8 protein-coding genes and 1 pseudogene are annotated in these 13,770 nt (G+C 36.8%); 2 read left to right on the top strand and 7 right to left on the bottom strand.

Annotated elements, in window-relative coordinates; translation table 11 throughout:
• Nucleotides 1-621 precede the first annotated feature (621 nt).
• The 4 genes and pseudogenes from ACIPKN_RS22720 to ACIPKN_RS22705 form a co-directional block, all read right to left on the bottom strand.
• Entirely contained in the window at nt 622-1,491 is an 870-nt protein-coding gene (locus ACIPKN_RS22720) for a GNAT family N-acetyltransferase (protein WP_400940467.1), read from the bottom strand.
• A gap of 437 nt (nt 1,492-1,928) precedes the next feature.
• On the bottom strand, nt 1,929-3,761 hold the full coding sequence (locus ACIPKN_RS22715) for an ABC transporter ATP-binding protein (RefSeq protein WP_400940465.1): 1,833 nt from the start codon (nt 3,759-3,761) through the stop codon (nt 1,929-1,931).
• Nucleotides 3,761-5,482: an ABC transporter ATP-binding protein gene (locus tag ACIPKN_RS22710; protein ID WP_400940462.1), complete on the bottom strand. Its 1,722-nt coding sequence runs from the start codon at nt 5,480-5,482 to the stop codon at nt 3,761-3,763. Before ACIPKN_RS22710 ends, ACIPKN_RS22715 begins: the two co-directional genes overlap by 1 nt.
• A 76-nt stretch (nt 5,483-5,558) precedes the next feature.
• A pseudogene (locus tag ACIPKN_RS22705) lies at nt 5,559-6,239 on the bottom strand (DMT family transporter).
• A gap of 227 nt (nt 6,240-6,466) precedes the next feature.
• On the opposite strand from ACIPKN_RS22705, the gene ACIPKN_RS22700 reads away from it, so the two are divergent.
• Complete coding sequence (locus ACIPKN_RS22700) at nt 6,467-8,488, top strand: GGDEF domain-containing phosphodiesterase (RefSeq protein WP_142509725.1); 2,022 nt, start codon at nt 6,467-6,469, stop codon at nt 8,486-8,488.
• A gap of 88 nt (nt 8,489-8,576) precedes the next feature.
• Here ACIPKN_RS22700 and ACIPKN_RS22695 read toward each other — a convergent pair whose 3' ends face one another.
• Together ACIPKN_RS22695 and ACIPKN_RS22690 are read right to left on the bottom strand one after the other, a co-directional pair.
• The gene (locus tag ACIPKN_RS22695; protein WP_400940456.1) at nt 8,577-9,044 is read right to left on the bottom strand and encodes a threonine/serine exporter family protein; all 468 of its coding nucleotides are present in this window, start codon (nt 9,042-9,044) and stop codon (nt 8,577-8,579) included.
• Between the two features lie 12 nt (nt 9,045-9,056).
• Nucleotides 9,057-9,809 (bottom strand): threonine/serine exporter family protein, encoded by a 753-nt coding sequence (locus ACIPKN_RS22690; protein WP_400940453.1) that lies wholly within the window; start codon nt 9,807-9,809, stop codon nt 9,057-9,059.
• A gap of 271 nt (nt 9,810-10,080) precedes the next feature.
• Here ACIPKN_RS22690 and ACIPKN_RS22685 point away from each other — a divergent pair, with 271 nt between their 5' ends.
• On the top strand, nt 10,081-11,487 hold the full coding sequence (locus ACIPKN_RS22685) for a polysaccharide deacetylase family protein (protein WP_400940450.1): 1,407 nt from the start codon (nt 10,081-10,083) through the stop codon (nt 11,485-11,487).
• Between the two features lie 51 nt (nt 11,488-11,538).
• On the opposite strand, the gene ACIPKN_RS22680 is transcribed toward ACIPKN_RS22685, so the two are convergent.
• Nucleotides 11,539-13,629, bottom strand: coding sequence for a beta-propeller domain-containing protein (locus tag ACIPKN_RS22680; protein ID WP_400940448.1), 2,091 nt, complete (start codon nt 13,627-13,629; stop codon nt 11,539-11,541).
• Nucleotides 13,630-13,770 lie beyond the last annotated feature (141 nt).

The following is a 13,770-nucleotide window of genomic DNA, read 5'->3' as shown; positions in this document are numbered from 1 at the left end:
AGGATCAAACTCTCCATAAAAAGAAATTTGATTAGCTCAAATTGTTTTGCTGGCATCATGTTTGATGTCCAAAATTTTGTTTCGTTCACTAACTCGAGGTTAGCTAGTAAAAACTTTATTGATTACGTTTTGCTTGTTCAGTTTTCAAGGTTCATTTCGTTGCCGTTTTCTCAGTAGCAACTTTTATATAATATCATGTCGTAAACTCTATGTCAACAACTAGTTTAGCTGTTTTTTAGTAGCTGTCTTAACGACTTGTATAATATTACACACTTAATTTAAAAACGTCAACACTTTTTTCTAAAAAAGTTTATAGTTTTTTACTCCATCGAGAAATTTCCTATTATAATGATTTTAAAAATAATATAATATTAAACTCATAATATGACATTAATTTAATGTTTTACAGTTATCTAAATTAGATATCATTATAAAATTATTTTGACCTTAAATTACGGACTCGAATGATGTTCCTCGGAATCTTCTTAGAAAGTAAGGTCTTCCCCATCCATTTACGTAGTTCGTCTATCTCTACCTGAAAATTTCACTTCCTTTTCACTGGTGTGTCTGGACTTCATTGCTGAACACAAAAAAGTGAGGAGCACACTCCTCACTCTTCACTTATTGTTTTACATAATAGTCTATTTGTTGAGCTTTCATAAAGCCGGCCTTCTCATAAACAGAAAGCGCCTTTCTATTGTCAATTTCTACATCGAGCATGACGAATTTAGCTTCAATTTTGCTCGCATAATCTTTGGAAAATGACAGCATTGCAGTACCAATTCCTTGCCCCTCAAAGTTTGGATGAACTGCCAATGCCGTTACCCATTGAATTTCATTTTCCTGGGCAGTCGTCACTGTTCCAACAATTTCTCCATCTTTACGGGCTATCCATAGCTTTCTTCCAGTAGTTGATGTATTAAAAGCGATTAGCTCTTTAGACTCTTCAGGTAGATCTCCAAACGCCGCACTATAGATGGCAATCAACTCTGCCTGTTCATCTGTATAAGGAATAATTTCGATATTATTCTTTAATTCTACTGACTCTGCTCTTGTTTCTAAAGTGGCCTCTGAGAAGCTATATGTGAAGCCTTTCTTTTCAATAAATGTGTGTCCAAAAGGCGATCCATCAATCACTACCGCCAATTGACCTTCTGCCCCACGCTCTTCGAGGCCGGCCTGTAAAGCTTCCACTAAAGCAGTTCCAATTCCCTTTTGACGGTACGTAGGTGTTACAACTAAAGACCATTCATATGTATGCAGTCCCATTAAATCTATTGCACTGGCTGCACCAACTAATACATCTTTGTCATCTTCATATGCAAGTACCATAAATCCCTTCGTTTCAAAGGAACCCGCCATAGGCAAACCCATAGCAGTCTCATATACACGATAATCATGTGTGGTCGCTTCTTCACACAATAATTTTAATTCATTTAATGTTTCTCCATCTAACGGAAAAGACACTGTCATCACTGAAATATTCATCATTTACTCCGTTCTTGTATCAGACTATTGCCCTATTGTAGCAAGAAAGAAAATAAGCTGGCAACAAATTATACTAACCACTTCTAATCATTTCTATTTATTAACAATTTTACTCCAAATATAGTGAAATTAAAAGGTTTTATATGATTTTCAACGGTTATAAACTGAAAATTACTAGAATAAGGTATGCATTTTTATACAACCCATTCATTTGCAGGCCCTATTTCCGCTGCCAGTGAGCATCTAGTTGCTCCCTCACCTAAAAGAAATATTCCCTCTTAGCCATTCATACTTAATTATACTATTTATCCCAATAAATTACATTTAAATTATAGAATAAAAATCAATACTTCAACTAAAAAAGAGCAATTCCAAATGTTCGAAATCACTCTTTTTTATACTGGATGAATGAGATTTATACCTACATCGTTACTTTCACACTACTCATCAAGATGATGAGATGAAGATTGTAACATCTGCGCATAAATACCACCTGATTCCATTAATTTTTGTTGAGGGCCTGCTTCAACTAACTCACCTTTGCGCATAACAAGCACAATATCAGCATTGTGTACTGTATTTAAACGGTGAGCAATAACAAAGCTTGTGCGCCCCTGCATTAACACATCAAGAGCTTCTTGAATCGCAAGCTCCGTAACAGTATCAATACTACTTGTCGCCTCATCCAACAACAAAATTTTCGGATCAGCAATCAAAGCTCGTGCTATTGATAATAACTGCTTTTGACCTTGCGAAATTCCACTGCCATCTGCAGCAAGTACAGTGTCATAGCCATCCTTTAGCATCATGATAAAGTCATGTGCATTTGCACGCTTCGCCGCTTCCTCTATCTCTTCGTCACTAGCATCTAATCGACCATAACGAATATTTTCACGTACAGACGCTTCGAACAGAAACGGATCCTGTAACACAAAGGCCATTTGCGAGCGCAGTGCTTGTCGTTCTATTTGCTGAACGTTTACACCATCAAATAAAACCTCACCCTTTGATACTTCATAAAATCTTGCAATAAGCTGCAAGATCGTTGTTTTTCCTGCACCGGTTGCTCCAACCAGAGCTACCGTTTGTCCGGGCTCCACGTTAAAATTAATGTCCTTCAAAGTGTAAGCTTCCGCTGCTTGCTCATATTTAAAGTACACATGCCGAAAGCTAACTTGCCCTAATAGCTTATGCTCCCGTGCTGAAGCAGCTTCCTCCTCGGGCTGTTCATCCAGTAACGCAAATACACGCTCAGCACCAGCAATCGCTGACAGCACGGTATTAAATTGATTAGCCAAATCATTTAAAGGTCGTGTAAATTGCCTCGCGTATTCTGTAAAAATAACAATTACTCCGATTGATACATGCCCATAAAAAGCAAGTACACCGCCAATACCAGCTACAATTGTAAAACTCATATTGTTTAAAAAGTTCATGACCTTTGGTATATACCCTGAATATGTCTGCGCCCAAAAGCCAGTACTTTTTAAGCGTAAACCTTTTTCGCGAAACTCCGCTTTCATGCGTTCCTCTTGTGAGAAAGCTTTGACAATCCGTTGGCCCGAAATCGTTTCTTCAATCATGCCATTCAGAGCTCCTATGGCCGCTTGCTGCTCCTTAAATAATGGTGCGGTTCTTCGTGTGATCCAACGCATCGCCCAAAACATAACCGGTATAATGGTCATCGTTAATACCGTTAGTAAGGGGCTTAAACTTAGCATGATAATCACTGTTCCTGTAAGCGTTACTACACTAGAAAACACTTGGATAAAGGAGCTATTTAATGTTGAGCTAACTGCTTCAATATCGTTCGTCATCCGACTCATTAATTCTCCATGCTGACGACGATCAAAAAAGGTAATCGGCAGTCTTTGGAAATGAGCAAAGACACTCGTTCGTAATCTATATATGGTTTGTTGGGCAACACCAATCATCCAATAGTTTTGCAAAAATAATGATATTGCTAATAGAGCATAAATGCCGATTAACAGCATAATCCCTTTTTCAAGTCCTGTAAGCTCTCCATGCGTTACGTACATGTCAATCATTTTACCAATTAAATACGGTCCAAGAAGAGACAAGATGGAACTCGCCAAGACAAGTAACAGCACAATAATTAGTAGTACACGTTGTTCATCGACTATTTTCCATAAACGTAGTAGTGTGCTTTTCCAATCTGTTGCGCGAGGTCTCTTCTTTTTCTTAACAACTTGCTTCACACCATCTTTCGTTAAAATCGGCTCATAGCCAAAAGGCTTTTGGAAAAATCTCATTATTCCTCCACCTCCTGTTGAGAGATTGCGATTTTTTTATAAAGCACTGACGTTTGTAAAAGCTCTTCATGCGTCCCATATGCAACCACTTTTCCTGCATCAATGAGTAAGATGCGACTTGCACCTTTAGCTGTCCGAATTTTTTGAGTGACTACTAGCATTGTTGCTTGTTCTTCACTCAAAGCCTCCCATAATGCCTGCTCCGTTTTAACATCAAGTGCACTTGTACTATCATCAAGCATTAATATATGCCCTTTTCTTAATAACGCTCTTGCAATCGATAATCTTTGTTTTTGACCGCCTGAAAGATTAACACCCTTCTGACCGACTTTTGTCTCGTAACCATTCGGGAAATCCTCCACAGAAGCATGAATTTGTGCTTGCATTGCAGCCTGCAGCACTGCATCCATTTCAGCCTCTGCATCGCCCCAACGAACATTATCAGCAATGCTTCCTGTAAATAATAACGATTGTTGTGGAACATAGCCGATGATTTCACGCAGCTCTTGTAAATCCCATTGCTGTACTTCTTTCCCCTCTACTACTATTTTACCTTCAGTCACATCGTAGAAACGTGGAATAAGCTGTAACAACGTAGATTTCCCTGCACCTGTTGCCCCCATAATGGCAAGCTTTTCACCAGATTTCACTTGGAAGCTTACATTGGATAGTACAGGCGAGTCTTCCCCAGGATAAGTAAAGCTAACATGCTCAAAAGCCAATTCTCCAAAATTCAAGCCTTTAGACGTTTTCTCTGCAGATGATGGTAGCTCAATCTCATTCTTAGTTGAAAGAACTTCTGCCATACGCTCTGCGGAGGCTTTTGCACGCGCATAAAAAATAATAATAAAGGCAAACATCGAAAACGAGCCTGTCATACGCATTGCATAATTGACAACGGCAACTACATCTCCTAGCGGTGTTGTACCTGAAGCTATTTGTTTTGTCCCAAACCACAGTACTGCAAGCAGACTCATATTCATGATGAATAACAGCACAGGCATAATATACTCCATTGTGCGTAAAGCCTTTACAGTATCTATTTTTAAGCGTGAGGCAACTTCATCAAAACGAGATGCTTCATACGCACCACGTAAATAAGCCTTCACTAATCGTATAGCCTGTAAATTTTCCTGTAGTACACGATTTAAACGATCCATTCTTTTTTGCACAAGTCCAAAATAAGACACACCTTTTGCCACCATAAAAATAAGAAAAATCAAAATAATCGGTGCGCCAATAACTAAAAACAACGCTAATTTAGCATTTACTACAAAAGCCATAACGATGCTGCCAACAACGGCAAGTGGTGCACGAAGCATAATACGCAAACTCATAAACAGCACCGTCTGAACTTGCGTTACATCATTCGTTAACCTTGTAATAAGAGAAGCTGTTGAAAATTTTTGATAAGTGGTTAATGTAAAGGATTGTATTTTTTCAAACAATGCATTTCGTAAATCATAGGAGAAACTCTGTGCTGTATGCGATGAAAAATACGAATTAACGACACCGGCTATAAAGGCTACGAACGATAAGCCAAGTAAAACAATTCCCCATTGCCAAATCATCCCTTGATTTTGAGCTCGTACTCCATCATCTATGATTTTAGCCATGATAAGTGGCTGAGCGAGCTCCACAAACAATTCCAACAGCATTAAGCATAACGCGATAAATGCTGTCCATTTATAAGGCTTCACATAGGAAAAAACTTCTTTCATATTCTTCCCCCTTATTATTAGAAAGGAGTTCCACAAATTTCAAATATAGTGAATAACTCCTATACAGATAGTATTTTTACGCTTTTTCTTCACCTACAGAAAGCCATGTTAAATAAACAAGCATAACGAAGACATCAACAAATTGCCAAAACCTAAATACGATAACTGAAATAACCATTGCTGTAGCGGTTTAATTCTAGAAATCATACTTGTTTCTACTTAAAATAGCACAAAAACAACAGATTTGACTCCAAATGCAACAATTAATCTCTAATGTAAATCCTCCAATAAGCATTCCCCATACGGCAACAAGTAGGACACTTCATTCTTTTATCAAACTTGCAGGGTACAATGTGTAGAAGGCAAACGTAAGACCAACCGCTACTCCCCAATAAGGCTTTACTACTAACTAATAAATCGTCAAATGAAACATTCGTTAGTAGGAGGGAAAAACCTATAAGTGTACCAATAATCCCTATCACTTGATATTTCGATGGCCATTTCTTTAAACTAAGAGAGACATAGGCAACAACAAATATCGGTGCTAGAAACTGTAATAAAGTAAAAAATACATAGAGAAGCCCAGTTTAAGATAGCCACGTCCTGTGGCAATTTAACAGTAGGTGTTAGGGCACCCACTGAATGAAGATAAATATGTAGGTAATTAAATACCTGCAAACAATAACGAAATGGAAACCATCAATGGCGTATTGTTGAGTAACAACTCCATTTAAGGTCCGGGTTCTCCCCATATCATCGCTCAGGAGACGATTAATACTATTTTTTTCAATCTTTCCAATAATTCTAGATCCCTATATTCATACTAAAAAATGTTATTTTTCTTCAATTTTTTCCTTATTCCTAACTAAAAAAGTCCCGAAATTTTTTATTATCAAATATTTACAATCATATTCATAATGACTAATTCCCGATAATTAACTATAATAATAGTATATATAGATTACTCAAGGAGATCGAATAATCATGAGTCATATGCAAAAATCATTTACGATCGATGAACATTATTTAAATTCACTTCCTTTTCCTGCTATTGTCATGAATCAAGATGGACAAGTTATAAATTTGGGAAAGCTTGCTGAACAGCTATTTGATTTTTCAGATACTACTATTAAAGAACATACCACTTTATTCATTCATGAAAATTTACTACGTCAGCTTTCATTAGAAACCTTTCAAGCTATTATGCAAAATAATGACAGCACGTATATCAATCAAATTCAATTAAAAACGTATACAAATGAAGAAATTACAACAGCGCTACTAGCTAAACCATTTACTGAACAAGGAAAGCATTTCGTTCTTATGATGTTCATGCTACCAGAGTTAATGATTAATTCTGTCTCAAGTAGCAGCACTCTCGTAGACTTAAAAAAGGGATTAGACTCGACATTTATGACAGTAACACTTGATCATGATGGGTTCATTTTAGAATGTAATAATGAATTTCTAAAAACGAGTCAATGGACACCAAAACGCGTGATTGGTAAAACATTTTGGCAATTATTCCCCGAAAATAAAGAAAGTGAAAAAATCACAAATACCATCTGGCGGAATTTAAACATTGGCCAAACGTGGCAAGGTGAAGTCGAAAAAGTTACAAAAGCGGGTCAATCTTATTGGGTACTACTAACAGCTATCCCTACATTTAATATCGAAACAAATGAGCAACAATTTTTATTAATTGAAAAGGATATCACCAAGTCCAAGTCAATTCAACATCAGCTGGAAAAAATCGCTTATATTGATACAGAAACTGGTCTGATGAATGCACATCGACTTGAAAAAGTGATTTCCAATATGATTGAGGATGAAAGAAACTTTTCTTTTGTCTATTTAAGTATTGATAAATTTTATACATTAAAAGAGTTACATGATCAGCAAATCGGTCAAAGTCTTATTGTAGAGTTTACAAATCGTATAAAAATGTACTTCCAAGATAGTACAATGGCACGTATTAACGAAAATGATTTTGTCGTGATTACACCATTAAGTGAATGGTTTATTCAAGGCTTCCTGTCTTACTTACAACAACATCCAATTTATAACAGTAATGTTGCTGTCCCTATTTCTATTAGTGGCGGAATTACACGTTATCCAGAGGATCAAACTACATTCTCCCAACTAATGAAGGCATCCATTGCTACTATTACAACTGTCCGTGAAGCAGGTGGCGATAAAATCGTCTCACTATCCAAAGCAACACATAAAGCATTAAATCGTAAAGCTTTAATTGAAAAACGTTTACTTCAGGCTCTTGACCAAAAAAATCTAAAAGTCCTCTATCAGCCGCAAATTGATGTTTATACAGGTAAAATTACAGCTGTAGAAGCACTAGTTCGTTGGGAAGATGAAGTAATTGGCGTTGTTTCACCAGATGAGCTTATTCCAATCGCTGAGGAAACTGGTCTTATTAATAATATCGGTTCCTTTATGCTAGAAAAAGCTTGTGAACAGGCGCTAATCTGGCAAAAAGCTGGTCTTGGTTTAAAAGTATCCATTAACTCTTCTGTACGCGAATTCCGTGATAAAAACATGGCAAAGTCAATCCTTGGAACTTTGGCAAAAACCGGCTGTCCTGCAAGCCTTATTCAAATTGAAATCACTGAGAAATTTGCGCTAGAAGCAGAAGCCGCTACCTTTATCACACAGCAAATGCGTAAGCTTGAAAATGAAGGTATTGCCTTTATACTAGATGATTTCGGTACCGGGTATGGTTCATTTAGATATATGCAAATTCTACCAATAGATACATTGAAAATCGATAAAACATTTACAAGTTCTTTATTAAAGTCCGAAAAAACGCAAAAGCTAATGCACGGTATGGTGCAACTCGGAAAATCTATGGAACTTAAAGTTGTAGCAGAAGGTGTCGAAACTGCTGAACAAGCAGATCTTTTGATTTCTTATGGCTGTGATGCTATTCAAGGTTACTATATTAGTAAACCAATTCACGCAGAGGAAATTGAAGCATTACTAGTTAAATAGTAAATTTGAAAAAGGAGGTTACGTTTAAAACGCAACCTCCTTTTTTATATTTGTTCTATCCGCCGTGCTCTTACATTTGATGAGTGTCTTATTTCTTGTAGACCTTTTGGAATGTCGCTTTACTGGTACGTACAGAACGGAAAATAAGCTGTATTAGTACCTCTGCAAACACAAGTCCTATAACGATGGCACCTGTAATTAAAAATGCCTTTAATCCATACTGTAGCCCTTGTATATAATCATCCTCTACAATATTTCTCATTGCATTATAAGCCATACCTCCCGGAACTAACGGGATAATACCGCCGACAATAAAAATAATCATTGGCATTTTGAAGCGCCGAGCATATAAATGGGAAACGATAGCAATTATGAAAGAACTAAAGAATGAGGCATATACTACATCCATGCCATGTTCTGTTAGAATGAAGTAAATCATCCAGCCTACTACCCCAACAAAACCACAATAAACTAGATTTCTTCTAGGTACATTAAAAATAATTGCGATACCTGTAGTCGCAAAAAAACTAAGAATCAACTGTACGATATAGTCCATGTCGTCTGCCTCCTAAAACGATAGAGTGACAGCAATAGCTGCACCGATTGCAAAAGCTGTTAAAAAGGCCTCTACACCCTTCGCCATCCCCGACATAAAATGACCTGCTATTAAATCCCGAACTGCATTCGTGATCAAAATACCTGGTACTAGTGGCATAACGGAGCTAATAACAATTTTATCTATTTCTGTACCATGGCCATATTTCACTGAAAAGACAGCTATAGACCCTACTACTAAAGAAGCTGTAAATTCTGCGAAAAATTTCACTCTTGTTAAATCATTTATCAATAAAAGCACTAGGAAGCCTAATCCCCCTGCTAAACATGCAAAAAGGAAATCAGACCATCCTCCCTTAAACATTATAAGGAAACAACCACTCGCAAGAGCCGCTGATATGACTTGAATATATATTGGTAAAAAATAATTTGTTTTTTGTATCGACTTTAGCTCGTCATAAGCTTCTTCTAATGTTATCATGTGAGATGTGAGTCTCCGAGATACTGAATTTACCAAGGCTATTTTTTGCAAATCTGTTACCCTATTGGAAATTGATGTAATTCTCGTCGGCTGTGTCTTGCCTAACGAAAAAATGATCCCTGTAGGTGTAGCATAACATTGCGCATCCAGCATATTTTGAGAATGTGCCATGCGTAGCATTGTATCCTCCACACGGTATGTTTCTGCACCACTTTCAATCATAATTCGACCTGCAAGCAATAAGCAGTCAATCGTAAATTCATTGTCCACTTCATGTAAAACCATTACAGTTATCTGCCTCCTTTAAAGGGTTCCTTGCCAATAGTATCGAACTGCAAATAAAAACTCAACTAAAATTTTTTTAAACTTTTAACCAAAGTACTTTGGCTTTCATATGCTAAAAATGGTAGCTACTGAGTAATTTATTCATGGAGATGGGTTTCCCATAAATTGATAGCAAAACTTCATAGATTCGTATAACTTTTTCAATGACTAACACGTCTGATTTTATAAGCAGTCTAAAAAACTAAATAAGGAAAGGAGCGTATCCACAAAAATGCCGGAACGCAGAAAAAAACGCGGCCCAATGATTGATTTCCTATTAATTGGCCTCATCATTACATTAACAACTATTATTTTAGTCATTATCCTATCAAAGGATGACTTTAAGTTTCAAAAAATTAGTGCCTCTAAAGAGACAACTTCAGATTCAATAAAGAGTAATCTATCCACAGATAGCTCTGCGTTTCCAGGTATACGTATTGTAACAGATGTCTCTAATGATAAGCGAACACCTTTTGCTATTCACTATCCAGAAACAGATAATAAAGCTTTTAACGATGCTGTATTACAGTACATAACGGATTCAAAAGAAAACTATCTGTCATCTATGAAAGAAAATAAAGATAAAGAGGTAATGGGTGAGCTTAATATTAGTTTGGAAACTTTCCCATATCAAAAGCAATACTATTCCTTTGTGCTAACAAAAATGTTGTATACAGGCGGCGCCAACCCCGAGGTTTCAACAAAAACATTCTTCATCAATCATGAAACTGGTGAACTAATTTCCATTAAAACATTGTTGAACAACGATAAAAACAATTTATCAGTCTTAGCTACTCATATACGTAACGACTTACAACAAAACCTTAAGTTAAAGGATGAGCTTTTCAAGGATGATTTAATAAAGTCAACTGAACCGAAGTGGTCTAACTTTAATCGCTTTGCTATCGTTGATGATTCGATACAATTCTATTTTGATGAGTATGAGATTGCTAGCGGAGCAGCAGGTCCACCAATTGTGAAGCTCCCACTATCACTTATCAATCCGTTGTTAGCCTCTGATTTCCAGATTGCTATGGAACAGCCGGTAAAGCCAATTAATACAGGTGATCCAAACAAAAAGCGTATTGCCTTAACTTTTGATGATGGTCCACATCCAAAGGTTACAGAACAGATATTAGATACTCTTGATAAATATCACGCAAAAGCTACCTTCTTTATGCTTGGTAGTCGTGTACAATATTATCCTGATATCGCAAGAGATGTTCTTGCACGAGGACATGAAATAGGGAATCATTCATGGAACCATCCTGTATTAACAAAACTGTCACTAGAGTCGGCAGTAAATCAATACACATCTACAGTTGCGGAGATAGAAAAGGCCATTAACCAAAAGCCAACTGTATTTAGACCACCGTATGGAGCAACAAACGATACTATCAACGGTCAAATTCCAGTTCCTGTTGTTTTATGGTCGATCGATACATTAGATTGGAAGTATCGCAATGCGCAACAGTTACTACCTAATGTCAAAAATAATTTACACAATAACGCCATTGTCTTAATGCATGATATTCATCAATCGACTGCCGATGGTCTTGATTCCGTGCTTGCTTATTTACAAGGGCAAGGCTATGAATTCGTGACAGTATCGGAAATTCTTCCATATCGTCAAAAATAACCACAGCGAAAGTCCAATAACCTCAAGATTGAGGTTATTGGACTTTCCTTTTTATTTTACAGTTAATGTATCAAGTGGTTTGAAGTCTTTTAGCTGATAGCTCTTCACTTCATTGTTCGCTACTGTGTAAAGAGCGTCATCTATATAGACTACTCGCTGTACACGCTGCTCCCAATTTTCATACTGATCGCCAGTGCTTTTATTAACAATATTTCCTTTTAGGACGATTCCTTTATCTGCAGTGATTTCATAGATTTGCGCGCCTTGACCTTTGTAGACGATTTCATCACCCTTCCCTGCATCATACAGGACAACCGGGAAACCGAAGTAATTGTATTCCTTGTTGCGGAATAGTGCTTTCGGATTGTATTGAACTTCAGAGTACGAGCCTTCTCCGCCTATTTTTACTGTTGATTGTTCCGTTGGATTTTTGAAATCTGAAACATCGAACAATGACATTTTCATATTAGTTGTGACCGTAAAATTACGCTTCGAATATGCATCATAGCGTTGCTCGGTATCATAGCCAATGCCGATTAAATGTGTATCGTCTAATGGATGCAAATAGTTACTAAAGCCTGGAATCTTTAGCTCACCTAGCACAGTTGGTTTTTTCGGATTTGCCACATCAATAACAAACAATGGATCCACTTGCTTAAATGTTACTACATATGCTTTTTCGCCCATAAAGCGTGCAGAATACACTTTTTCACCAGGAGCTAAATCTTTTACTGCACCGAGCTCTTGTAAATTTTCATCTAAAATAAATAGGTGGTTTCGAGATATTTTTTGTTCATCCCACGCATTTCCTTCGGTTGTAACGATGCGGAAATTGCCTTCATACTCATCCATTGAATATTGATTTAACACGGATCCTTTTACTTCCGTCGTACCTACAAAATTTATGGCAGTTCCATCAATATTCCATTTAAAAACTTGTGTATTAGTTGTTCTCGGTATCCAGATCATATCCATCATGCGACCTGAAGCAGGCACCCGATTTCCATCATAAACTGGTGTTGTTAAATAAAGTGCATTCTCCGACATATAAAGTCCACTACTACCTCCTAAGTACCCCTTAGTGTTCGCAGTTGTCTTTGCACCATTTTTTAAATCCACCGCTGTAATTAAGCTATATGTTCCATCCATTGTATTTGGTAAAATAGAAATTTTCTCTAGAGGTAAACTTTTGTACTCATTTCCTTCTACACTATCAAATGTTTTCGGTTTTAAATCCGGCATTTTTTGCTCTCTAAGCATCCAATAATTCGGATACATATTCCCGATTAAATATAATGTATCATCTGTAATTCGAATATCGTTTAAATACCCCTCTTGCCCTACTTCACGTATAAGCTTCGGATTCTTTGGGTTTGAAATATCATACAAAGAGGCTGTCGACATGCTTGTGCCTGTTTTTTCTAAATATTCATCCCCAATTACTATTAATAAATTATCATATAATGCTAGTTTCGAAATATATCGTGACTCCTTCAGTTTGATTGTAGTTGCTAACTGTAATTTTTTTGGATCTTTAGCATTTACTACAGTAATGCCCTGATCTTTTACAGCATAAATAAAGCCATCTTTGACAACAACAATATCTCCTTCTTCCACCCCTTCGACCTGATTATTCGTTGTAGAGGAGTTGTCTGCACTCGCTTTGTCTTCACTCTTTGCCATTTCTACGGTCGCCTCATTCAGTTCTTTTTGTGAGTTAGCTAAAAGTGTTTCGAAATATTGTTGTAGTTCTTTTTCTGATTTTACAGCTTCAAGCTTTTCAATGATGGTAAATGCTATTACTTGCGATGTTGTTTTAGGTCCATCTAGTACAAACGCTTCTTTCTTCACATGTAATTTATAGCTTCCAGGTGCTAAATCACTTACGATCATTGTCTTTTTATCTTCCCCGAATGTTACTGTTGCTGTTACCTTTTGATTTTTGCTATTTGTTACGTAAACATCGTCTTCCGCTACAGCGCTTTCTTTTAGTGCCTCAGTAAAGGATACTTGCCAGCTATAGGTAGTCGTACTCGTACTCTTAGTTTGTGCCTCTACTTTTGGGGTCGAGACCAGCATAATAATTCCTGGCAAAATAGCTAGTACTGCGATGAGTAAAATTGCTAACCAATTCTTTTTCATTATTATTCCTCCCTTTCATAAACTTGTTTATTAATTAGACTACCAAAGAATAGGAAAGTTACATTATTCCGAATTTTTTTATCATTAAAAAAACGAGAGGAAGTGAATCCCTCTCGGCTTAATTACGAGCAGCAGCTATTG

Origin of the sequence: Lysinibacillus sp. NPDC086135, from assembly GCF_044746345.1 — a bacterium.
Taxonomy (GTDB): Bacteria; Bacillota; Bacilli; order Bacillales_A; family Planococcaceae; genus Lysinibacillus.
The sequence above is the reverse complement of the archived record's forward strand: the minus strand, read 5'-3'. Positions and strand labels throughout refer to the sequence as shown.